The organism is Neolewinella lacunae (assembly GCF_014349155.1).
GTDB classification, from domain to species: Bacteria; Bacteroidota; Bacteroidia; order Chitinophagales; family Saprospiraceae; genus Neolewinella; species Neolewinella lacunae.
Window position 1 is genome coordinate 37056 of sequence record NZ_JACSIT010000138.1, and the last position, 24051, is coordinate 61106.

A 24051-nucleotide genomic window follows, 5' to 3' on the forward strand; every position below is an offset into this window, starting at 1 on the left:
TTCCGCCAGCCATTGCTAAGCCTGCCAGCCAGCGGGCAATACGTCCGAGGATCTGGGCAATTTGTCCGAGCCTCCCCGTCGGGGTCTCCCCCACCTTTGGCTTGCTTTTTGGCTGTGGACAAGACTCACTCTTTACTTTTAGTTACCCATGATTCACCAACGATTCAGGTTCCGCCTTCTGGCGCTGACCCTCCTCTTTATTGCATTTTCCCTTTCCGTCTATTCCCAGGCCGTTCGCATCAGTGTCATCGTGCCCAATCCGCCGCCGGCCTACTGGGATGCCTACCTGGAATTTAACGCCGACATCCGGGTGATCCTGACCAATGTATCGACCCAAACCCGGGAGGTAAAACTCATTCCCACCCTGACGTCTGACCGGGGCCTGGGGGCAAGGTTTTCGCCGGATTTTCAGCCCCTTTCGCCCATCGTGGTGCCGGGTGGAGGGACGGTCAACCTCACCTACCGCGATCTGCGGGCCATCTTTGGGACGCCGGCCCAGTCGGACGTCCAGCTCTCCGGCATCAGTTTTGATCGCCTTTTTGAATCGGAGACCATTCCGGAGGGCACCTACACTTTGTGCGTGGAAGCCCGCGATTTCGTCACCAACGAGCCCCTGAGCAACAACTTCGGCTGTGATGTCTTCTTCGTGCAGCAGCACGAACCGCCGTTGATCATTTACCCCGGCGACGGAGCGCAGGTGACGAGCACGCAACCCCAATTCATCAACTTCTTGTGGTCGACCACGGGCATTCCCGGGCGGGTCCGGTACCGCTTCGAGCTCTACGACCTGGACGACCTGGGTTTGAACAATCCCGCCGACGCCTACCTGCTGGCCGCTACCCGGCCCCTGTTTGAGACCGATGAGCTGGTGGCCAACACCCTGGCCTACGACCTGGGCTACCCCCCGCTCATTCCCGGCCGGCACTACGCCATTCAGGTGACGGCTTATGACCCGAACGAAGAACTTTTGTTTGCTCAAGGGGGCCAAAGCCAGGTCCATCAGTTCCAGTACGTCGCCCCCATCGTCTTCGGCGGAGGCAACGGCACGATCGTGATTGCTCCACCCAATGACGGCAGTGGCGGTGGCGGCGGCGGGGTGGTTCCCGGCCCCGGCAACCTGAACAACCAGGGCAACCAGCAGGCCAATTACGTGTACAACTGTCCGCCCCTGCCCCCACCCACTACCACGCCCTACCCCAACACCATCGGCATTGGCCAGACCATTTCCGTTGGTGGTTTCCCGCTGGAGATCCTGAGTGGTGGAGGCTTTTCCCCCATTGCGGGGACGGGCCGGATCCTGGTACCCGCCTTTAATACCTACGTCAACGTTGAATTTACTGGCCTCGACGTCAATACCAACCTGGAGGCCTACGGCAACGGCGATGTGGTACGGGCCGTGGCGGGCAGCAACCTCATCCCCAACTCCCTTTTCGAGGACCTTTCCAACGGAGCATTCAACCCCAACGACCTGGCCGAGAGCACCGCCGGGCAATTGCGGGATTACGTGGCCAATACCAACAACTGGCTCAACCCCCAAAACCCCGGAATTCACCCCGCTTTGAACCTTCCCGCCGGCGTTGCTGGTGCGGGCATGGACCTGATCCTGACGGGCATGGAATTCACCCCCGGCGGGGGCGTGATGGCTGCCTACGTACAGGTAGACCTGCCGGAGGCCCAGGGTGACCGCCGCCTGCTCTTCGTCGGCAAAGGCATCTGCCTGACCGAGGGCAACCTCGGCCAGGGGGGAGCCCTGGTGTTGGGTGGCGACCAAACCTTCGCCCTTTCCGACGGTCTGGACCTCACCTTCCTTGGCGGCGAGGACGGCACCAGCGTCGACTGGAGCGAAAACGGCGTCACCTCCCTGAACGTCAGCGGCCGGCTGACTTTCGACCAAACCCTCGTCAATACGAACGGGCAGGCCCTGACGGCATCCTTCACCGCTACGGTGGAAGACTACCAGGATTGGACGGCCACCGTCACCCTCAACCAAAACGAGTGGGCCATCCCCGGGCTGGAGGACTTTGCCCTGCAGCTGTTGCCGGGTACCATTGCCTACGACCACTCCGCCGTGGCCGCCCCTCCGGGCTTCGACCTGCCGGCCAGCCACCCCCTGGCGGGCAATGAACAGCTCTGGCAGGGCGTCTACATCCCTGGCCTCGAATTCAGCTTCCCCTCCGGGATTGACGCCGAAGTAAACATTCAGGACATCATCCTCGACCAGCAGGGCGTCTGGCTGGACGTAGACATTAATGGCAACATCCTTTCTTTCGGGGACAATGCCGACGTTGGCAACTGGCCCCTGGCCATTGACCACCTGGGGCTTGACGTGCGCGGCAGCTCTGTGGAAAGTGCCAGCTTCGGGGGGAGAATCAAGCTGCCCATCAGCAGTACTGAACTGGCCTTCACCGCGCCGATTGGTGGCGGAGGGGACTTCAACTTCGCCGTGGAACTGGGGCAGGCCATCAACGTTGATATGTGGGTGGCGGAAATGTCGCTGGCGGGCAACTCCTCCGTCGGTGTTTCCAAGCAAGGCAATTCCTACCTCCCGCAGGCCGTCCTCCACGGCCAGCTGAGCATTGGCTGGACGAAGACCGACAACCAGGCCAACTCGGCGGTGGGCGACTTCGAGCTGCCGGGCATCGAATTCCAGGACCTGACCATCACCGGCGGCGCGGGACAACCCCAGCTCAGCGGCGAATTTGGCTTAGACCTGGAAGACGTCTTCCAGGGCGGCTTGGCGGCCTTCCCGCTGCAACTCAAGGGTGTCGACCTCAACCTCAACGGCAGCGAAATCGGCTTGCAACTCGACCTCGGGCTCAAACTCACCGAGATGGCCAATGGCTTCGAAGGCAGCACCGCATTCACCATCATTGGCGACTGGGACGGCGGCCAAAAACGTTTTACCTACGACCGCACCGAACTCAACCAGATTTCCATTGACGCCGATATGGGCGTTATTGACATCGAAGGCTCCATCGTCTTTTACAACGGCGACCCTACCTACGGGGATGGCTTCGACGGGGCGGTGGACATTGAGGTCATCCCCCTCGACGTGGGTCTGGAAATGCGGCTGATGGTGGGTAGAAAACCCAGCTACCGTTACTTCATGATTGATGCGCTGGCTAAGTTCCCGGGCATCCCGCTGGGGCCCTCCGGACTTGGGCTCTACGGGCTGGGCGGTGGCTTCTACGCCAATATGCAACGGCAGTTTCCGGAAAACCAGGTCATGACCATCAATGATGTCCCGGACGTACCCGAACTGGGCAACGCCCTGGGTGAAGGCGGCAGCGGCGCCACCTACGTACCGTTGCAAGGCAACTTTGGCTTCATGGCCCGCGCCGTCATTGGCCTCTTCCCCGTCTCTACGGCTATGAACGCCGACCTGGAATTCGGGATGGACATTGGCCCGAACTTCAACGTCAACAGCATGTACATGTCGGGCGACGCCTACGTGATGCAAAACATGGCCGACCGCGACGGTGGTGCCCTCATCAGTGGCGGGGCCGACCTGATTATGAACTTTCAGGACAAGGAGTACACCTTCGGCGGCAGCCTCCACGCCAACATTCTGAAGTTCCTCGAACTGGACGTCAATCTGGAAGCCTACTATTCCCCCGACGACTGGCACTTCTACCTGGGCCGTTGGACGCCCGGCCACGCCGACCCGCTGACGGACCCCAACCGGATCAAGTTTGAAGCAGGCTTTGATTTCTCCGTGGCCAGCGTCAAGACCGGCATCAATTCCTACTTCATGATGGGTACAGACCTGCCCGCTGGCCTGCCACCCAAGCCACTGCAGATCCAGAACATCTTTGCCCAGGACAACGACAATCTTCCTACCCAGGGACTGCTCCCCGTCCTGACCACCACCAAGGGCTTCGCCTTCGGGATGATCAATTATTTCGACCTCAGCTTCAAGGTGCTCATCTTCCGTCTGGACATCGAGTACCTCATGGGCCTCGACGTACTGATGGAGAACAAACAGGGCCAGGAATGCAGCCTGACGGAGTTTGGCATCAACCAGTGGTACGGTAAGGGCCAGGCTTACGCCTACCTCGGCATCGAAGGGGCCGTGGAAGGACGGCTCTTCGGGAAGACCCGTAAGTTCACCTTCGTAGAGATTGAAGCGGCGGCCGCCATCGATTTTGCGGGCCCCAAACCCGTATGGTTGCGGGGGAAAGCCGCATTACGCGGGGAAGTCCTCGGTGGCCTGGTGAAGTTCGACACGAAGGTACAGTTCGAACACGGCAAGAAAGTGGTCTGTAGCCTGGACGGCAACAACGTCTTCGACGACATCCCCATCGTGGAGGAATTTGACCCCGCCGACGGGGCCACCTTGCAGTCCATCTTCACCAACCCCCAGGTATCGTTCAACTTCCCCCGCGGAGCCTTCCCCATCGAAGAAGAGTCTGACGAACCGGGTGAGACCATCACCCGCTACTACGGCTACCAGATTACTTCTTTTAAGGTCCGGACCAAAGTTCAGGGAGAAAGCTGGAAAGTTCACGCAGGTGGAACCGGTGCTCCCCAGTACGACAACGCTGGCTACAGCTGTGCCTACGACCTGCCCGAGCAATTGCCCGAGTACGCCGACGTAGAGATCGAAATCAAGGTGCGTGGCCGGCGCTACGGTTCCAACAATACCAACGACGTTGTGGAGAACTTCGATGAGCAAGTCTACAAGTCCACCTTCAAAACGGGTGAGGCACCGGATTACATCATGGCCAACAGCATTGACCATTCCGTACCCTTCCACCGCCAGCGCTACTTCCTGGAAGACCAGCACGGAAATAGTGGCTATTTCAACTTCTGGCACGAGCAATCCAACAAGCTCTTCCGTTCCGCCCCTTCTCCGCAGGATGGGCTTTCCAACCAGGGGACTTACTCCTACAAAGTTCGTTTTAAAGACCTGGCGGCGGGCACCCACCACGACGTCAACCCCACCGGCATCAGCACTGCGGCGGGCGGCGGGCTGAACTTTGCCCTGCCCAAGGCCTACCTGCAACCCGACAAGGTTTACGAAATCGACGTCGTCCGCATCTACAACCCGCCCGCCGGGAACAGCCAGGACAACACCAACGTAGTCATGGAAAACCTGGGCATCAGCGGCCAGGGTGGTGGTGGCGGCCAACTTCAGATTCTGGCCCTGCCCCCGCCCCCCAACCCAAACCAGGGCCTCTTCCAGGTGGCCGTGCTGAACAACAACGGCGGCAACATCCAGCAAATGGGGCTGAACAACCAGTTCCAGTCTCCCCAGAATCCGCCCGCCAATCTCAACCCCGGCAACCTACAGGGCAATGGAGGGGGTGGTGTCCAGCCCGGCCCCGGCAACCTCCAGGGCAACGGTGGTGGTGGCGGTGGCATCCAGCCCGGACCCGGCAATTTTCTCAACCCGGGCGGTAACATGGACGGCCTGAAGTACGCCTCCCGCCGCCTCAAGCACCGTGGGCAGGTCGGCGAACAGGTCGTTAAATCCCTGATGCAGCAGAAGTTTTACTTCAAAACTTCGAAGTACAAGACCCTGGCGGCGAAGATGAACGACGTAGACATCAAGAACCTGGCCAACCCAAAGTTCCAGGAACACATCCTCGATACCGACCCCCTCCACCAGTACCCCGATGGCGCGTTGATCAAAACGCTCTACGTTTTCCTGGAAAGTGAAGAGCCCTTCGACCGCTTTGAATCGCAGTACTGGACCTGGGCGCTCAACGTCACCGACGGCGCCAACCACAGCCAGTTTAAAGTAACGAAGTACAGCCCCTACGTCACCTTCGAAGGAAAAGAAGACTGGCGGAGCCAGACTTTCATGACCGAAGGCAGCAATGGCCTGTTCCGACCGCCGTTTGACTACAGCGACAACAGCTGGTGCAACCAGACTTTTTACGACCCGGACGTGGAGTATCTGGACTACGAAAATGCCCTTCCCAAGCCCAATGCCATCCTCCACACGGGCAATCCCAACCCCTGGAAATGGTTTGCTTACCAGCTGGCTTCACCCAACGTATGGGATCTGGAAGATGACCGCCGTTACCGCCACGAAGCACCCTTCGGCACGCGGAGAAACCGGGAGCTGCCGCCCGTTTCCCGTTCCGTTAACTACGCGTTCGAGCTCCCAACCATCGAATTCCTGCAACATGCCCCGGGCAACTTGCCGAACAGCTTGAATGGCGTGGCCGTCCAGGAAATCCACACTTATCTCAGCACCGCAGAGATCAACGCTGCCCTGCCCCCGCCTCCTAATCCCGGTGGATTCAGCATCAACAACATGGTGGTCAACAACACCCCGCCCAACGGCGGTGGTGGCCTCGGAACGGTCATTCCTAACTTCCAGATCACACTGAATGGGGGCATCCAGGGCGGTCCGGGCAGCGGCGGTGGCGGCGGAAATTTCCCGAGCGGTCCGGGCATTTACCAGTCGGGGCCCAGTTACATCCCGCTGGTCGACTTCACCGAGTGGATGACCTTCCAGGACTACATCCTCTTCCGCCGCCTGGTGGACGAAGGCGTCACGGAACTGGCCATCCTGAGCGAAACGTTTGAGTCTCCCAACAGTCCGCACTTCAACCTCAACATTGAGTGCGACGAGCCTCCCGGCCCCCTTCCCAACGACCCTGACTACAACACCTTCGACCCGCCTTACGACTTCTACCTGCAGTACTACAAGCAGATCCGGGCCTATTTCAAGATGGGCGGGGAGAATTACTTCCCCTACCCTTACCGCTCTTCCCAGGAAGGGGTCTTCACCCTGGGCGGCAAACAATTCAATTTCCAGACGCCGCTGCTCAACCAGGGCCAGTAAGCCCCGCCTTTTTTACCATCACCACGACGCGGCTGGCAGCGGAGCGTGACCAGGGGAGGATCCATCTACCAACCTGATCACGCTTCCGCCGCCGGCCCCCAACACCAACAAAATGAAAAATCTGTTCACTGCTTGGCGGGGCCTGGTCCTGACCCTGCTCCTCCTTACCTGCACGGCACCTGCGACCGCGCAAACAGAAAACGCGGCCGACACGCTGCCCCCACCCCCGGGGCTGCGGCTGCTGGCCCGCCCCTACGGCGACTCGATCACCCTGCGCTGGGCCCCGACCGATTTTACCGTGTGGCGCGAAATGCGCGCCAACGGCGTGGTGCTGGAACGCCGCATCGCCGGGGCCGACGCCTGGCAATCGGTGACGACCGACCGCCTGATTGCCTACACCCTGGATGATTTTAACAATTTTACGAACACGGATAACGTCCACGTCGTGGCGGTAGCCGAGGCGCTCCACGGCGACGCCGAATACCCGGCCACGCCCCCGGCCGGACCGATGGGCGAGGTGCGGCTGAAGCTCGACGAGCAAGACCAACGCTTCTTCCTCGCCGCCGTCAACGCCGACCTCTCCGCACAGGCCGCCACGGCCCTGGGGTGGCGCTGGACCGACCGCGGACTCCGCCCCGGCATCCCCTACGAATACCGCGTGCGTACCGTGCCCGGCAAAAACCAGGTGGGCAGCCGCTATACCTCCGAGCCCCTGCGGGTGCGCAGTTCCGATAACTTCGCCTTCGGCCCCGTCAGTGGCCTGAGCATCCGCGAGGGCGACCAAAAAGTCACCCTGGAATGGCCCGTTAACCCCAACCGCAAACGCTACGTGGCCTACCACGTGGAGGTGAGCGACGATGGCCGCAACTTCCGCCGCACCCAGGAGTTCCCCCTCTTCAAAACCCTGCCCCAGGACGGCGAGACCGACTTTAAGCACGACATCAAACTGGACGAAAATTACGTTCGCCGCCACTACCGCCTCGTGGGCATCAACTCCTTCGGCGAGCTGGCCGAGCCTTCCATGGCTGCGGTGGGCCAGGGCATTGACCTGACGCCGCCGCCCAGCCTCAACTCCCTCAAGGCCACCGATAACGGCAGCGGCGGCTTTCGCCTCACCTGGGAATTCCCCGAAGCAACGCCCCCGGACGTGCGCGGCTACGTGGTGGTGCGCAGCTGGGATTACAAAGGTCCCTTCTCCCCCGTCAACGACCGCGTTTTACCGCCCCTGGCCACCGAATTTACCGACCCCGAACCGACGCCCCACCGCGCCAACTACTACGCGGTATACACCTACGACACGGCCGGCAACTACGCCATGAGCACCCCGGCCATCGCCCTCTGGCACGACGAAGAACCACCGGCCAAACCCACGGGCCTGACCGGAAAAATCGACACCCTGGGCAACGTCTTCCTCGTGTGGGAGCCCGGAGAGGAACCCGACCTGCACGGCTACCGCGTGTACATGAGCCACGCCAAGAAACGGGAATTTCTGCAGGTAACCTCCGATATCCTGCACCAGAATTACTACTTCGACTCCACGCGCCTGCGCGTGCTCAACGAAAAGATTTACTACCAGGTGGTGGCCCTCGACAACAACTTCAATCCTTCGGCCTACTCCGATATTCTGGAGCTGGAACGGCCCGACGTGATGCCGCCTTCGGCTCCGGTGATCACCGATTTTGCGGCCCGGGGCAGCAGCGTGACTTTGCGGTGGCGGCCGGGTAGCAGCCCCGATGTGGTCCAGCAGGAAATCTGGCGCAGTGGCCCCGACGCTGCCCCCCGCCCCATCCGCGCCCTGGGCGGCAGCGATACGCTTTTTGTGGACACCAGCACGGTGGCGCGCACGCCCTACGTGTACTTCATCCGGGTGTCCGACGAGGCCAGGCTCTTCGCCGACTCCCGCAGCGTGACCATCGTTTCGGGCACCGGTACGGCGCTGGAGGGCGTCAGTGCGTGGGCGCGGACGCAGGTGCCGGGAACGGATGAGGAAGCGATGACCTGGCAGGCCCTGGGCCGGGGCATCGGCGGCTTCCAGCTGTACCGCCAGTCCCCCGGCGAAGCCCTGCGTCCCTACCGCCAGCTCCCGGCCGAACTCCGCAGCTGGTCCATCCCCGCCCAGGAGAATGACGCCAGCTTCGCCATCCAAATCATTTACCAAGACGGAGGCCGCTCGGCGCTGAGCTCCCTGGCTGGCCCCACCAAAAGATAGTCACCCATGACCCCTACGCGCTATACCTGCCTGCTCGGGCTTTTACTGCTCTGCCTTACGGCCTCCCTGCGGGCCCAGGATCTGGAAAGCATTGCCCAAGCCAAACCGATCGTGGTGACCGGCGGCCTGCGATTTGGTACCCAGTTTTACAACGTTACGGGTATTGAGGAGCGGGCCGCCCCTTTGCAACTCTCCGCCAGTGGCCGCATCAACATCGCTATTCTCGAAGAATTCAATATCCCGATCAGCTTCGCCATCGGTCGGCAGCGGCCCAACCTCAACTTCCCCATCTACCGGCAGTTCGGCCTCAGCCCCCGCTACAAGTGGCTGACCGTCCACGCCGGCTACCGGAACATGCGGCTGAGCAACTTCACCCTCAATAACCACACCTTCCTCGGTGGCGGCGTGGAACTCAACCCCGGCAAACTCCGCGTAGCCGGCATGTACGGCCGGCTCCGGCAAGGCCTGCGGGAGGTTACCGAAGACATCGACCTGTTCTTCGGCCAGCCCCTCTACAACCGCTACGCCTGGGGCGGGCGCGTGGGCTGGGGCGACGCGACGAGCCACTTCGACGTGATCTACTTCCGGGCCGAAGACCGCGACCAGAACGTCCTCTTCCCCGATAGCCTCGCCCGGCCCGCGCCCGCCGAAAACCTCGTATTGGGCATTGACTGGCGGCAGCGCATTGGCCAAAACTTCACCATTTACGGGGAGGCCGCCGCCAGTGGTTACAACCGCAACCAGAACTCCGAAGCCTTCCCCCTGGAAGAATACCGCGGCAGCCAGATCCTGGATTACCTCTTTACGCCCAAATTCTCTACCCAGTCTGGCCTGGCCATTAAAGGCGGGGCCAGCTACGCCACCCGGGCCTTCAACCTCGGTCTGGATTACGAACGCATTGACCCGGGATTTGAGAGCATGGGGACTTACTTCCTCAACGGCGACTGGGAAAACATCCGGGGCAGCCTCGGCTTCGGCCTTTTTCAGCAGCGGCTCCGGCTCCAGGGCAGCCTGGGCGTGCAGCGCAACAACCTGTATGAGCAGCGGGCGGAAACCAGCCGGCGCACCATTGGCTCCCTCTTCGCTACCCTCGCGGGCCGGGAACGCTGGAGCCTGGGCGTCAACTACTCCAACTTCAACCAGGACCACCGCCCCTCCGCCCTCGTCATCTTCAACGACACGCTGCGCATCGCCTCCACCACCGAAAACTACGGAGCCAACTGGACCCTGAGCGGGAAGGGCGGCCCCAACCGCGCCCTGGGCACCTTCGTAGCCACCATCAACCTCCAGCGCACCAACAATGACAACCCTTTGAGCGAGGGCTTCGACGACCTCAGGACCCTCTTCAGCTCTCTCAACTACAGCCTTCGCCTGGCCAACCAGACTTCAACCCTGACCACGGCCATCAACTACAGTGAAGTGGACGTGGCCGACCGCCTGACCACGGGCTACGGCGGCACTCTGGGCTGGCGCCAGCAACTGGCCAACAAAAAAATCCAGGTGGCCATCACCAATACCTACAACCGCAACAGCGTCGACGGAACACCCGACGGGTTCAGCAATGCCCTGCGGGGGAACCTCACCTGGCAGGCCAGCAAACTCCACGCTTTCGACTTTGGCTTCTCCTGGCTGGAGCGGACCAGCTCGGCAGGCTTCTCCTTTACCGAACAGCGGGGGACGCTGAGCTACGGACTGAGCTTCCCCGTAAAACGAAAAGACAAAGCAGCGGATGCTGCCAATCAATAATCCCATAAATCCATCCAACATGCGTACCCTCAATTTTCTCCTTTTCCTGCTTTGCGGGTCAATGCTCTACGCCCAGGGAGTTGTCGTGAACATCACCAGTGCGGGCATTGGCGTTCCGCCAGACGGAGATTGCCGGAGCGATATTGCGGAGCCCGACTGCGGGAATCTGGACGGGGTCCAGGACATCACCGTGGCCCCCGGCGCAGAAGTTGCCCTGTTCATCCAGTGGCGGAATGATGGCAGCGCAACCATCACCGAAGTTCGGGCTACTGACCAGCAGGGAAATCCGGTGTTTCCGCCGGTCAGCAACACCTTGCTTCCAGGCGGCTCCGACCTGGCCACCGTTTTTTTCAACGCTCCGGTCGTACCGGGCAACTATACCACTCTGCTCACCCTTACGGCCACGGACAGTAACGAACGCGACGACACCGACCAGTTCCGGTACTTCATCACCGTCGACCAGTCCCTGCCCGTAGTGTTTACTGACTTTACCGCCCGCGCCACGGAAAAAGACGGGGTGGTGTTGCAGTGGTTCACCCAAAACGAAGAAAACAACGACCGCTTTGAGGTGGAAAGGAGCCTTGATGGCCGGAGCTTCGTGCAGTTGGGCGCGGTCGCAGGTGCCGGGGAAAGCCAAACGGAGCAGGGCTATTCCTTCCGTGATCGTTTCCCGCTGCCCGGGGAGAACTTCTACCGGCTACGGCAGGTCGATGTGGACGGGCGGAGTGCTTACAGCAGCGTAGTGGGGGTAAACCTTGCGGCCGGACTCGCCCTCTTCCCCAACCCCGCCCAAGACGAGTTACAACTGCCTGGCTTCGCCGGGGGAGCCGTAGAAATATTCGATGCCCTGGGCCGCCTCATCTTGCGCCAGGAATTGGCGGCGGGAACCCCGTTGGCAGTGCAACACCTCCGGCCAGGCCGCTACCTGCTGCGGGCCGGGCGGGAGTCCAGGTGGTGGATAAAGCGGTAAGGTAGTGGTCCGCGCAAAAACTTGGAGGACCAGGGGGCGGGGACCAAAGGCATAAAAATTCGTCCGCTACCCCAAACAGAGCAATTCAAAGTAGAGGTGGCTGGGAAGACTGGCCAACTCCGGGGGCGTAGCCGGGGGAGCGCCGTATTCGCAAAAGCGAAGGTCTTCGATGTAGCGGTAAAACTGCCGGTAGAGCTCGCTGTGGTCCGTGATTTCTCCGCACAGGTAAAGCGGCACGCGGGCGGGAGACCAGCCGCACTGCTGGTAGGCCAGGAGCAAAAAGTAGAGCGCGTCTTGCGAACTGGCGTAGGTAAAAGTGTTGAAAAACAACAACTTCCCGTTCTGCTGGGCAGCGACGAACAGCTTATTACCCCGTAAGGCGACGGATACCGACTGGTGGCCCAGGCGCTGCGAGCGCAGGCTCCAGGCGGTGAGTAATCCTCCCGCTACGTGGTGGGTGCGCAACGGATGTAAGCGCCTTTCCACCGCTTCGATGCGGTCCTTAGGGCTCGCAAACAGGAGGTGGCCCTCCAGTTCGTTGAAGCGCTCTTCGCGCACCGCGTCGTTGAGGCCCAAAACCGTAAGGTGCTCCAGGTATTTGCTGGCCTGCCCGGGCTGGTACAGCTCGTCGGGCACCACGGTAAGGCGCTCGCTTTCCCAACCCAGGATACAGCTGCCGTAGCGGAGGGCGCGGAGCTTATCGTCGGCCTGGACGAGCCGGTTGAAACTCTCGGGCCAGGCGGCCAACTCGGCGGGGCTCAGCGTGAGGGAGGAATAGGCCAAAAGTTCATTGCGGCTACGATCCCGGATGACATAAGCAAAACTGTCCATCCCAGTGAGGATGGACAGTTCGTACTTATGCGCGCTTTCGGGTTTGAAAGCCGCCGCAGTCAAATGGTAATTACTTACTGCCAAGAGCCACCGAGGGTTGGCTTGCTAAGATCCCCGAAGCTCATGGCGGCGTTCGGGTTGTAGTTCTGGTCGTAGCGCTGGTACTTGATGTCGCCGTATTCCCCCATGTAAGTCGCCTTCTTGACGCCAACCTGCACAACGGGCACCTGGGTAGACTGGTACTCGATCACCTTAGCGTCGATGTCAAAGTTGACCCCTTCGGTATAGGGAACCTTTTCGATGTCTTCCAGGACAATACCCAGCCCGGCAATCGTATCGCGCGCGGGGATGCGGGTGGTATCGTAGGTGATGGTGCCGGTAAAGTTGGGATCGTCGGGGTCACCGATTACGCTGATGGAGAGAAGTTCGCCTTCGGTAAGGACCTGCTTGAGGGTATCGAAGGTGGGCGCAAACTCACCCGTGATGTCCCGGTACAGCTCCTGGGCTTTACGGATCATTTGCAGTTTATCGGCTACTGCCTGGTCCCGTACGCTGCGTTCGTTGTTGAAGGCGATGGGTTCCTCGATGCTTTTGTACAGGAGGAAGGCCAGGAAAAAAGCAAAAACCAGGAAGAGAAGACTGAATAGTGTGCGCATTGGTAGCTTTTAATTTCCGCAAGTATAAAACATTTCCGACATCTGATGGATGCAGAAAATGCCTCGGCTGGTGTAACAGTCCGCAATTTCGTTTGTTTGTGCCATAAAACCAGGCTTTTTCTTCATCTTTTGTAAGTTCCCTCCCATCAATTCCACTACTCCTACCATTCTGGCCATTGAATCGAGCTGCGACGATACTTCGGCGGCAGTTGTGGTCTCCGGGGCTGTCCTCAGCAACGTCACGGCCAGCCAGGCCATCCACGAAGCCTACGGCGGGGTGGTGCCGGAGCACGCCAGCCGGGCCCACCAGCGCAACATTGTACCCACCGTTGCCGTGGCCCTCCAGCGGGCCGGCGTTACGGCCGAAGACATCGACGCAGTAGCCTTTACCCGGGGCCCCGGGCTGATCGGTTCGTTGATGGTGGGGGTCAGTTTTGCCAAGGCTTTTGCCCTGGCCCGGGGCATCCCCCTGATTGAAGTGGACCACATGCAGGCCCACGTACTGGCCCACTTTGCCGAAGACCCGCAGCCTGAATTTCCCTTCCTCTGCCTGACCGTGTCCGGGGGCCATACCCAGCTCGTGCTGGTCCACTCCGCCCTCCACCAGGAAATCATCGGGCGGACACTCGACGACGCCGCCGGGGAGGCCTTTGATAAGTCGGGCAAACTCCTGGGCCTCACTTACCCCGCCGGGCCGGAGATCGACCGGCGGGCCCAACGCGGACAGCCCAGCATTGCCTTCGCGCGGCCCGATCCCGGCGGACTCGACTTCAGTTTCAGCGGCCTCAAGACCAGCATCCTTTACACCCTGCAGAAAAAGGTAAAGGAGGACCCCGACTTCGTGGCGCAGCATCTGGACGACATTTGCGCGTCCATCCAACACAGCATCGTCTCGATTCTCCTGCAAAAGCTGCAACTGGCCGCAGAGGCGACGGGGCTGACCCGCGTGGCCCTGGCCGGCGGGGTTTCGGCCAACAGCGACCTGCGTCTCGGCCTCGAAGCCCTGGGCCAGGAGCGGGGGTGGACCACTTTCATCCCCCGCCTCGAATACTGCACCGATAACGCCGCCATGATCGGGGTAACGGCCCGCTTCAAATACGCCGCTGGCTTGTTTGCGGAACAGGACGTGGCACCGGCGGCCAGGTTCTAGGGTGAGCGCTCCCGGGTGAACATTCGAACATGTTCGAAAGTACGAGCCAGGACCGTCAACCGGGCGCGGCCGCAGGTGCTACCGTCCGGACAAGGAGCAGGGAACAGCCTAATGAACTATGAACTATGAACTATGAACTATGAACTATGAACCAGAGAATCCCCACCGTCGTCTAACAATCCTTGCTCTTCATCGAATTTCCCCTGCACCTGCGCTCCGGCGCCCTAACTTAGAGAAGTGTAGCGACGTTAATATGAAAAGCTTCGCAGGAACCTAGCGTCCCTACCCTTTTTCCCCTCAGCCCCCAACCGCCATGCGCAAGAAAATAACCGACTTCGCCAAGAAGCAACTTAAAGAATCCATTATGAACCCCAACGGCAATACCGACCGCAACCGCCACGCTGAAACCATCATCCGGACCCACGTCGTGTGGAGCATGGGCGCCAGCTTTTTCGTTACGCTGCCAGTAGCCGACGTCTTTGCCGTCTCCGCCCTCCAGCTCGACATGATCCGGCAACTGACCCGGGTCTACGACATCGATTTTGCCGAGACCCAGGGCAAGGCCATCATCTCCGCCCTCACCTCCAGCACCATGGCCCGCGCCGGTGCCCGCAGCCTGATCAAACTCATCCCCGGCGTGGGTACCGTAGTGGGCGGCATCACTACTGCGGCGGTGAACGGCGCGGGAACTTATGCCCTCGGGGAAGTCTTTAAGCAACACTTTGCCAACGGCGGCACCATCCTGGACTTCGACACCGACCGCCTGAAGAAGGTCTACCAGGAGCAATTCGAGAAAGGCAAGAAGGTGGCCAAGCAGTGGAAAGAAGAAGCCGAGGCCAAAGTGGAAACCATGACCACGGAAGCACCCCAGCCCAGCGATCCCACTCCAGCCCGGCCCAGCGCCAAATCCGCCCCTGCTCCCGAGGCTACGCCCGAGCCTTCAGCACCGGTAATGGACGACGACGCCATCCGCAAAATCAAGGAACTGGCCGAGATGAAGGCCCAGAACATCATTTCTGAAGAGGAATTTGAACTGATGAAGAAACGCATCATCGGTTAAGCCTGCGGCAGCGAAAACGGGCAGGGGTAGGAAAGGCCGCCGCATTTGTCCGGCCAGTTTCTATCTTTGCCCGCCCGTATGGAATACCTGCCGCAACACATTGAGGCCCTGATCTTCGCCTCCCCTACTGCCATCTCTTTGGAGGAATTGCAGAATGTTCTCCTGGAGAATTTCGGGGTTTGCTTTGCCCAAAAGGTGATGTTGGAGGCCATTGAGGAACTCCGACAGCGCTATGACCACAACGTACACAGTTTTGCGATTGTGGAAGTGGCTGGCGGTTACCAGTTCATGAGTAAGGGTGCCTACCACGAAACGATCGGCACCCACCTGCGCATGCAGAGCAATAAGAAGCTCAGTCGCTCCGCCCTGGAAACCCTCAGCATTATTGCCTACAAGCAGCCGGTGACCAAATCAGAGTTGGAAAAAATCCGGGGTGTTTCCTGTGATTACGCCATTCAGAAACTCCTGGAAAAGGAGCTCATTACCATTACGGGTCGCGCAGAGACCATCGGCAAACCCCTGACTTACGGCGTCACCGACCGCTTCCTGGATTATTTTGGGATCAAGTCGCTGGACGAACTGCCCCAGCCGAAAGACTTCGCCCTGCCCGAAAACACCATCGGCGAGCCCGAAGCCCTGATGGTGAGCGAGGAGGAGTAAATTCACCGAACGTACTGCCGAAAAAGTCCGCTGAGCACCCGATCCGGGTCGCTGGTGCGGCCGGGGTGGACGCAGGAGCATTGCAGGACAGTGCTGCGGGCGGCCGTCAGCCAGCGAAAACGGCTGGGGGCATCGAGGCAGGCAATGGGTCCGCCGGCCGGGTCACCCTGGCAGATGAGTTCCCAGACGCGGAGGTAGGCGGCCAACTCGGCGGGGTCGGCGGCGGGATCGAAAGCCAACAGGCGGGGCAGGTTGAGGTGGACGGCCAGCTCCAGAAAGCCCAAGCGCTTGCAAAAAAGAATGACCCCGACGTTGATGAACTCCTCGATCTCCACGCGGGGGACGTAACGGATGACGGCGTATTCGTAGACCTGATCAACGGGCATTTTCGGCTGCTTTGGTGAGGGCGTCCAGCTGGGCCAGGCGGATGGTGAGGTATTGGGTATAGACTTGGCGCTTGGCGGCGGGCAACTGGGGGTTTCCTGCGTCGACCAGCCAATCGTCGGGCAGCAACTCCACCACGGTGGCCACGAAATCGGGGGTCAGCCGACTGCGCAACTGAGCGGCAGCGGCGGGTAATTCGGTGGCTTTGGGCAGCAGGACGTGGTCTTTGATGGCGGGGAAGGGGCGGTGGGCGTGGGCTTCCCAGTCCGTCCAGGCGTGGTGAAAATAGAGGCTGGCCCCGTGGTCAATCAGCCAGAGTTCCTTTTTCCAGTTCAGCAGGTTGGGGTTGCGGACCGTCCGGTCGATGTTGGTGATGACGGCATCCAGGAGCACTACCAGCGATGCTTCCAACGGCGTAGCGACGGACACGAGCGGATCGTAGGTAATGGCACCGGCCAGGTAGTGCAGCCCGAGGTTAAGCCCCACGCTGAATTTGAGGAGGTCCTGAATTTCTTCGTCGGGCTCGGTTTTGCTGAAGGAATCGTCGAGTTCCATGAACACCAATTCCGGGACGCGCAGGCCCAGGCCCCGGGCCAGTTCTCCGCCGATGAGTTCGGCGATGAGGGCCTTACGTCCTTGGCCCGCGCCGCGAAACTTGAGGACGTAGGGGAAGTCGTCGTCGCCGTCCACAATGGCGGGCAGGGAACCTCCCTCGCGCAAGGGGGTGACGTAGCGCGTGACGTTGACGGTGCGGAGTTCGGGCGGGATCATGGGGGTAAAGGTACGGGCTAATTAGGGGCTTCTGCTGCGGTGGATTATCGCCCCCTCCCTCCGGCATATCCCGATTTTTAGTCCGGCCACCGCCAAAAGCCTTCACCGCGGCTGTGTAATGGGGCATTTGCCCGCATCTTCCCTATCTAAACACTCCAGTATGCAGCAATGGCTACTCCCTATTCTCCTGTTGTTTTCGGCCATTGCAGTGGGCCAATCTTTTGATTTCCCAGCAACGACCACCCGGATTTACCCCATTCCGGCCAGTACGGTTGGTGGCCTGCTCAGCGGCCAAATCCTGGCCGAGAATCTTCCCGATCCGGGCGAACCCTATCCGGCAAATACTTTGCACGTTGACCTGCCTCCCGGACACTACCTGGAGGTTCGGCTGTCCGCAGAAAATGTGGCGTACGAATACTTTAACACCTACCGCTACACCTTCAGCGCGGAAGAACACCGGGGTAAATTCCACCTCCGGGTCCACGATGCGACAGGCTCCCCCCGGAGCGATGCAGAAGTGTTGGCCGATGGGCACCCCGTCCGCTACGCCAAAAAACACGGTGCCTACCGCCGTCGCGACTGGAAGATTGACGAGGTGCGTATCGTTGTTGACCAAGACACCTTGTTTTACCTGGTCGAAGAAGGTTTTAAAAAGAGTCGCTTTCGCCACGATCTTTCCCACGTCACGCGCAACATCCCGGCCTACGTCATACTTACCCCTTACCGGATTACCCGCAACAGCTACCGCTACCTGAAAGGAGGCATTGCCCACGGCAACTGGAGTATGTACAATTACCCCTTCCGGCGCACCATTCAACGGACGATTAACCCGCCCCGGCCCGTAGCGGGGTACGTCACTACCAACCAGCCCAAATACCGCCCCACAGACACCCTACGCATCAGCGCCTACCTGACCAAGCCCAGCGGCAGGCCCCTGGTAGCAGACTCGATTGACCTGAGCATCTTCCTTCACCGACCTTATCAGCGGGTGCTGGAGCGCAAAATTGGTCGCACCACGCGCGGCAGATACGAATTGACGATGCCTCTTCCTGCGGCCTGGGAGATGGACCGTAAATACAACATTGAATTCAGTCTGCCCGGCATTATGCGGCGCGAAGTGTCCCCGGACATCAGCTTCCGGCTGGAGGATTATGAGCTGGCAGAATACGAACTCGACGTCACGGCCAGTACCGATGCCCGGCTGCCGGGGACGGCGTGGCTGGACCTGGCGACCAAAGACAGCAACGGCCAGCCCCTACCCGATGGGCAGTTGACGCTGACGGTTTTGCTCGACCGGATCGCAGCGCTGGCCGACACAGTGGGCCTGACCCTGCCCGACACCTTATACACTAGGGTGTGTAATCTGATACAGAATGCCCTCACGGTAACTGTGCCGTTGGAAAAACTCATAACTACGTTTAAAACCAGTAGTTACGTTTTTACAAGGGAGCCAAAAAACGGCGAACAGATTTCCCGTCAGATTACACACCCTACCTTATACACCTACCGGGAAGCGACCGATAACCGCGTGAAACGTCGCATTGTCCTGCCCGACAGTCTTTTTCCCGCCGGCTATTCACTGGAGGTGAAAGTGAAGACCCAGCTCAGTGGTCCGTCCGGCGAATATGTGGAGAAGACTTCGCCGCTGGTGGTGGACCGGCGTTTCCCGCAGGTCCCTCGCCTGGAGTTGGACGGGCCCAGCCTTCATCTTTTCCTGGCACCTGCGGCCGCGCCCGCGCCGGCCACCCTCCTGACCATCAATGCCCAGGGAGATACAGTGGTCACGGCCATCACGCTCCCCCACCGGCTTAAGCTCGATCATCAGCAGCGGCAGTACACGCTCCAGTACCAAGAGCAGTCGGTGCAGCAGGTCCTGCGAAAGCTGCGCCCAACCGACGAAAAGCTGGTGCGCTGGGCGCAAGACACGCTTTTCATTCAATTCACCAACCCGCACCAGCAGGAGGTGTTTTGGGAATTGCGGGCGCGGACGCAGGTGCTGGGCGAGGGTGACGGAGCAAAGATGGACTACGTACAAGCGGGCTTCGCGCCGGGCACCGAACTTCAACTGCGCTACCGTTACCTGGCGGGCGGAACCTGGGTTTTTGGCGAGGAAACCTTGGTTGCTCCAGATCCGACCCTCCTGAGCCCCGATCCCCAACAACTGTCCATCGCCCTGGAGCATCCCGAAAAAGTGCGGCCTGGCCAGACCGTCCGCGTAGCCCTCACGGCCACCGATCAACGCGGCCGCCCAGCTTCTGGAGTACGGCTGACCGCCGCCACTTACAACGCCCGTTTTGATGGTTTGCCTTCTTCCATGCCCACCTACACCACCCGGCAACGGCCCGAACGTCAGCGCCAGTCTTACCAAATCAAGGATATTCATCTAAAGGGAAACCGGGTACCACCCTACTGGGCGATTACCCGGACCGGCCTGGACACCTCCTTAGCCTACCAGTTGCGCTACCCCACCGCTGAATTCTCCCTGTTGCGGAGTTTGGATACCATTGTGCCTGCGGGTAGTCCGCAAGCCCATTTCGCCCCCTTCATTCTAAAAGACCACCGGCCAATTCCCCTCAGCCTGGTGTACGCCGACGATCGGCTGGTCTATTTTCACCACCCTAATATTACTACGCCCTACAGCATTCCGGTAGACAGCGGCTGGCACCACATCGTGCTCCGCACCCAACACCACCGCTACGAAAAAGACTTGTACTTCCCGGCCCGGCAGCAATCCATCGTCAGCTTCGCCTCCGAGCAGTGGCTGGCGGCGGGCTGGCAACGGACAGAAATGAAAAAGCCTACCCAAGAGGAAGTCAATAGCGTTCACAACCGGGTCTTTGCCCTGACGGGGATGGATGCACCGGGCGATTTTCATTTCCGGACGGGCGGAGGGACGATGATTCAATCGGGGCGTGCGTCGCGCGGAGGCTATTGGGCACCCCTGGGCCTGGCCACGGCAAATAACAGGATAGACTTCTGGATGCCGAACGGCGATAGTGTTCAATTGACCTACGAGCCCCAAGCGCTGTACCAAATAAAGACGGAGCGGGATCGCCTTTACCCTTTAGCGCCGGAGTTGATCTTATCCACTTTAAGAAAGCCGGGAGAAGCCCCTACCAGCCCGGGGATACCCCGGTACGCGTACCGCCGCCCCGAACCAGCGGTAATGGTAAAAAAAATTTTCAGCGCAAGCGAAGTTCCCCACCGTTTTCCGGAGGAAACTTCCGGGCGTTTACAAGTCTTCGGCCTACCCAAAGAGATTTCGCGGGTGATCATTGCCGAGGTTAAACAAGACCGTTATTACCAGCTCAACCTCAAGCAGCCGAACCGCCTCACACCGGGTTGGTACGATATACTTTATCATTTTCCCAATGATTCCGTTCGCCACCAGCGGATCGACTTACCGCCGGATAGCCTCTTGCTGCTGGTGTACCGGGAAGGACAGACCCAATTTTATAGTTACTTCTCGGAGAAGGAGGGTTACTCGGAGGCGAGGCCTAAATACGTAGCGCCGGTGGTCCATTATCCGGATTTTATTTTCACTGGCAGCGTGGTTAGTGGTCGGGTCGTGGACCAGGACGGCGAACCCTTAGCTTGGGCTACGGTGCTGTTGGAAGAAATGAATACGGGAGTGGTTACGGACGTGGACGGGCATTTTGTAATCAAAGTACCGAGTACTCCTTATACCCTTCGGTTCTTATACACTGGCTTTGTGCAACAGCAATTGGTAATGTCTTCTCCATCCCTCCAGGGCCAGTATTTGGAGGTCATTATGGAGGAAGGTGTTAACAACCTTGATGCAGTAGTCGTAAGCGCATTCAGTGTCCCATCGATTGAGCAAGACCACACCACGGTAACCAGTTTAGCAGCTAGGGTTGCAGGAGTAGAGATAGCGGATATCAACCTCCGTAGTTCTCGCATCAACGCCAAAGACTTATTCGTTGATGGGCTACGGGTTTCGAGCGACGAGGTACCGGACTCCGCCTCATCCCAAACGGAGGATCCGGCATTAACTGGCGCTCTGCTTTCTGTGGGTAATGTACGCAGTAATTTTGCGGATTACGCCGCCTTTGTGCCGGATTTACGGACGGATGCGCGGGGACGGGCGGAGTTTGACATCCACTTCCCGGATGATATAACGGCTTGGAATACCTTGGCGGTGGGCCAAGACCGCCGCCGCCGGGTGGGACTTGCCCAGGCCCAAACGATGGCCTTCCTGCCCTTGCAGGCCCAGCTTTACCTGCCCCGCTTTCTGGTGGAAGGAGATGAGAGCGAGGCCTTGGCATTGGCCATTAATCGGGAGGAAGCCGAGAAACGCGTCCGGTTCAGTTTCCGGGGGGATGGCCAGGCGGTGCAGCAGCGGGATTCGCTTTTGGGGCGGTCCTTATCCTTTAGTTACCCCATCCTGGCTGCGGCGGGGCTGGATAGTATGCACTACCAGTTTGACCTTCAGTCGCTGGCCAGCGATGGAGAAGGCGATGGAGAAACGCGAGCGGTACCGGTCTATCCTAGGGGGACGGAAATGGTCAACGGCGCGCTCTTGTTGTTCAACGATCAGGAGATGATCTTGCCGGATAGCTTCATCGACCCTGCACGAGGGCCGGTGACTTTGCGGCTGCCCGGCAACCGTTTGGCGCAGCTACTGGCGGAGGTGGATCACCTGATCGAATACCCCTACGAATGCGTGGAACAAACGGCCAGCCGCCTCATTGGGCTCCTCGCCCTGGAACGGATCGCGAAAGCCGGGGGCAAGGTAGCCGGGCCAGACCCGAGAATAAACAGAATGATCCGTCGGCTGGAAAAACTGCGCCGGGATGACGGGGGCTTTGGATGGTGGGGTGGTTCCGCTACTGCTTCGCCCTGGATCAGCAACCACGTTTATACCGCCCTTGCTGCGGCCAATGCCCAGGGCTATGCCGTTGCTGACCAGACCGGTACGCGTCGTTATTTGTTGAGTGAGGCGGCCCAGTTGCCCGTGCGGGATCAGCTGCAGATTGCCCTCACCCTGGCTGAAAACGGCTTCCCTCCCACTGCTGCGGAGATGCAGCGCCTGGATACCTTTTCCCGGCCCAATGACTACACCCTCCTGGCCATTACCCGCTTGCAGCAATTGTGGGGAGACACGGTAGACATCCAGCGTCTTTTGGACAGTTCCCGCCAGCACGCCGCTTTGGGCCGTTACTGGGGAGAGCGTCGTTTCCAGTTTTACCGCCAGCCCTTAAACGATCGCTTGGCCTGCGGGCTAATGGCCAGGCGCATTCTCTCCGCTGCGGGGCGCAAGGCAGAGGCGGACGAAACCGTCAATTATCTCCTGGGACAAACGGCTACGGGCGCGCAACGGGGCAGTCAGCCATTGCTGGGGGCAAACACCTTGGAATCTGCCCGGCTCGTGGCCGACCTGCTGCCTTACTTACTGGCGGAAGACGAGGTGCTGGCTCCGCCCACCGTACGGATCACCAGTAAACAGGGGATGGTCGAAGCAAAGGACTTCCCTTTCCAGCTCACCCTCGCCCCGGAGGATGTAGCCGGGTTGAAGCTGCAACGCACGGGCTCCGGCCCTATGCCCCTAGCGCTTTACCAGCGTTGGTTTGAAACGACGCCGGAGGCCTCACAACGGGGTTTTCAACTCACTGCTCGTTTGACGGACCATCGCACCCGCGTCCGCGCCCAATTGACGAAAGGGAAAACGGCTTATTTGGAAGTAAGCCTGACCAGCCAGGCCGACGCCGATTACGTGCTGCTGGAAATTCCGATTCCTGCGGGGTGTAGCTACCACGACCGGGAGGAACCCAAGGGCCCCTTCGCCGTCCACCGGGAGTACCGTCGTGACCGGGTAGCGATTTTTTGTGAACGCTTGCCGGCGGGTACCCACACCTACCGGGTAGCATTGGCACCGCGCTTTTCGGGATCTTATACCATCAATCCCCCCCGCGCCGAAATGCAGTACCTCCCCGTAGTGAATGGCAATGGGGCGCTGCGCGAAGTTTTTGTGGAATAGCGGGAACCTGCTTTAACCTTAGATTGAACCCTTGTAATAAACACAACTAATTGGTTTTCAACGGCCTTTGGAAGGTGGTTCGGTCGTGGACAATACCCCACTACTGAACCAAAAAACCATTGCGGTCTAAGCATCTGAAAACCAGCGCATATCTACGTTGCCTACCCCCCAACCTGACGTTACGTTACCCCTCCCCACCCCGCAAAAAAAGATTAACCGCCTCTACCCGGTTAGCTACCTGAAGGGCTTTGTAGATGGCGTGAACGTGTTGCTTTACCGTCCCTTCGGTGAGGTCGAGTTCCTCGGCGACTTCGCGGTTGGATTTGCCCTCGGCGAGTTTACTCAGGATGCTGTTTTGGCGGGGGGTGAGTTGATCCAAGGGGCGGTGGCTAACGGAGACGGATTCGCGCATGCTGGCCAGTACTTTGCGGGCCATTTCGCGGCTCATGGGGGCACCCCCGGCACCCAGTTCCCGGATGGCGCGCATGACGCCGATGATGCCTTCGTTTTTCAGGATGTAGCCATCGGCCCCGAAGCGGAGGGCGTCAAAGAGTTTGTCTTCCGTATCGAAGACGGTATGCATCAGCATACGGGTAGCGGGTAGGAGGTCTTTGGCGCGCACCATACACTCAATACCGTTCATTTTGGGCAGGCCGATATCCATCAAAACGATGTCGGGGCGGTCCGCGGCAGCGACCTCCAGAAAGGCTTCGGCGGAGTAGTACACGCCGGTGAGTTTCATTTCGGGGTCGCGATCAACGGCCCGGCCAATGCTATCGGCAATTTCCTGACGGTCTTCTACAATGGCTACTTTCAT

The 24051-nt window shown here is 59.8% G+C and carries 13 protein-coding genes; 8 read left to right on the top strand and 5 right to left on the bottom strand.

All coding sequences use genetic code 11. The features are described from left to right. The first annotated feature begins 148 nt into the window (after positions 1 to 148). From H9S92_RS14920 to H9S92_RS14935, 4 genes are all read left to right on the top strand, one after another. Positions 149 to 6799, top strand: coding sequence for a hypothetical protein (locus H9S92_RS14920; RefSeq protein WP_187467498.1), 6651 nt, complete (start codon positions 149 to 151; stop codon positions 6797 to 6799). 112 nt (positions 6800 to 6911) lie between these two features. After that, positions 6912 to 9008, top strand: coding sequence for a fibronectin type III domain-containing protein (locus tag H9S92_RS14925; protein ID WP_187467499.1), 2097 nt, complete (start codon positions 6912 to 6914; stop codon positions 9006 to 9008). A gap of 6 nt (positions 9009 to 9014) precedes the next feature. After that, positions 9015 to 10754: a hypothetical protein gene (locus H9S92_RS14930; RefSeq protein WP_187467500.1), complete on the top strand. Its 1740-nt coding sequence runs from the start codon at positions 9015 to 9017 to the stop codon at positions 10752 to 10754. Between the two features lie 19 nt (positions 10755 to 10773). Beyond that, a complete protein-coding gene (locus H9S92_RS14935; RefSeq protein WP_187467501.1) occupies positions 10774 to 11724 on the top strand; it encodes a T9SS type A sorting domain-containing protein in 951 nt (316 codons plus the stop codon). Between the two features lie 66 nt (positions 11725 to 11790). On the opposite strand, the gene H9S92_RS14940 is transcribed toward H9S92_RS14935, so the two are convergent. Both H9S92_RS14940 and H9S92_RS14945 read right to left on the bottom strand, forming a co-directional pair. After that, a complete protein-coding gene (locus tag H9S92_RS14940) occupies positions 11791 to 12639 on the bottom strand; it encodes a DUF3822 family protein (RefSeq protein ID WP_187467502.1) in 849 nt (282 codons plus the stop codon). Further along, positions 12630 to 13211, bottom strand: a complete 582-nt coding sequence (locus H9S92_RS14945; protein WP_187467503.1) for a hypothetical protein — start codon at positions 13209 to 13211, stop codon at positions 12630 to 12632. Before H9S92_RS14945 ends, H9S92_RS14940 begins: the two co-directional genes overlap by 10 nt. Positions 13212 to 13356: 145 nt before the next feature. Between H9S92_RS14945 and tsaD the strand changes: the two genes are divergently transcribed. The 3 genes from tsaD (at position 13357) to scpB (ending at position 16081) form a co-directional block, all read left to right on the top strand. Next, positions 13357 to 14361: a tRNA (adenosine(37)-N6)-threonylcarbamoyltransferase complex transferase subunit TsaD gene (gene tsaD, locus H9S92_RS14950; protein WP_187467567.1), complete on the top strand. Its 1005-nt coding sequence runs from the start codon at positions 13357 to 13359 to the stop codon at positions 14359 to 14361. A 313-nt stretch (positions 14362 to 14674) separates the two neighbouring features. Next, the gene (locus H9S92_RS14955) at positions 14675 to 15421 is read left to right on the top strand and encodes a DUF697 domain-containing protein (RefSeq protein ID WP_187467504.1); all 747 of its coding nucleotides are present in this window, start codon (positions 14675 to 14677) and stop codon (positions 15419 to 15421) included. Between the two features lie 78 nt (positions 15422 to 15499). Further along, the gene (scpB, locus tag H9S92_RS14960; protein ID WP_187467505.1) at positions 15500 to 16081 is read left to right on the top strand and encodes an SMC-Scp complex subunit ScpB; all 582 of its coding nucleotides are present in this window, start codon (positions 15500 to 15502) and stop codon (positions 16079 to 16081) included. A gap of 2 nt (positions 16082 to 16083) precedes the next feature. On the opposite strand, the gene H9S92_RS14965 is transcribed toward scpB, so the two are convergent. Both H9S92_RS14965 and H9S92_RS14970 read right to left on the bottom strand, forming a co-directional pair. Continuing rightward, positions 16084 to 16467, bottom strand: coding sequence for a DUF3037 domain-containing protein (locus H9S92_RS14965; RefSeq protein ID WP_187467506.1), 384 nt, complete (start codon positions 16465 to 16467; stop codon positions 16084 to 16086). Then, entirely contained in the window at positions 16457 to 17236 is a 780-nt protein-coding gene (locus tag H9S92_RS14970) for a HipA family kinase (protein WP_187467507.1), read from the bottom strand. Before H9S92_RS14970 ends, H9S92_RS14965 begins: the two co-directional genes overlap by 11 nt. Positions 17237 to 17396: 160 nt before the next feature. Between H9S92_RS14970 and H9S92_RS14975 the strand changes: the two genes are divergently transcribed. After that, entirely contained in the window at positions 17397 to 23234 is a 5838-nt protein-coding gene (locus H9S92_RS14975) for a carboxypeptidase-like regulatory domain-containing protein (protein WP_187467508.1), read from the top strand. Positions 23235 to 23418: 184 nt separating this feature from the next. Here H9S92_RS14975 and H9S92_RS14980 read toward each other — a convergent pair whose 3' ends face one another. Further along, positions 23419 to 24051, bottom strand: coding sequence for a response regulator (locus H9S92_RS14980; RefSeq protein ID WP_187467509.1), 633 nt, complete (start codon positions 24049 to 24051; stop codon positions 23419 to 23421).

Coding starts and splice junctions, on each gene's coding strand:
- H9S92_RS14920 (WP_187467498.1), top strand. CDS start 149: ATGATTCACCAACGATTCAGGTTCCGCCTTCTGGCGCTGACCCTCCTC.
- H9S92_RS14925 (WP_187467499.1), top strand. CDS start 6,912: ATGAAAAATCTGTTCACTGCTTGGCGGGGCCTGGTCCTGACCCTGCTC.
- H9S92_RS14930 (WP_187467500.1), top strand. CDS start 9,015: ATGACCCCTACGCGCTATACCTGCCTGCTCGGGCTTTTACTGCTCTGC.
- H9S92_RS14935 (WP_187467501.1), top strand. CDS start 10,774: ATGCGTACCCTCAATTTTCTCCTTTTCCTGCTTTGCGGGTCAATGCTC.
- H9S92_RS14945 (WP_187467503.1), bottom strand. CDS start 13,211: ATGCGCACACTATTCAGTCTTCTCTTCCTGGTTTTTGCTTTTTTCCTG.
- H9S92_RS14955 (WP_187467504.1), top strand. CDS start 14,675: ATGCGCAAGAAAATAACCGACTTCGCCAAGAAGCAACTTAAAGAATCC.
- scpB (WP_187467505.1), top strand. CDS start 15,500: ATGGAATACCTGCCGCAACACATTGAGGCCCTGATCTTCGCCTCCCCT.
- H9S92_RS14965 (WP_187467506.1), bottom strand. CDS start 16,467: ATGCCCGTTGATCAGGTCTACGAATACGCCGTCATCCGTTACGTCCCC.
- H9S92_RS14970 (WP_187467507.1), bottom strand. CDS start 17,236: ATGATCCCGCCCGAACTCCGCACCGTCAACGTCACGCGCTACGTCACC.
- H9S92_RS14975 (WP_187467508.1), top strand. CDS start 17,397: ATGCAGCAATGGCTACTCCCTATTCTCCTGTTGTTTTCGGCCATTGCA.
- H9S92_RS14980 (WP_187467509.1), bottom strand. CDS start 24,051: ATGAAAGTAGCCATTGTAGAAGACCGTCAGGAAATTGCCGATAGCATT.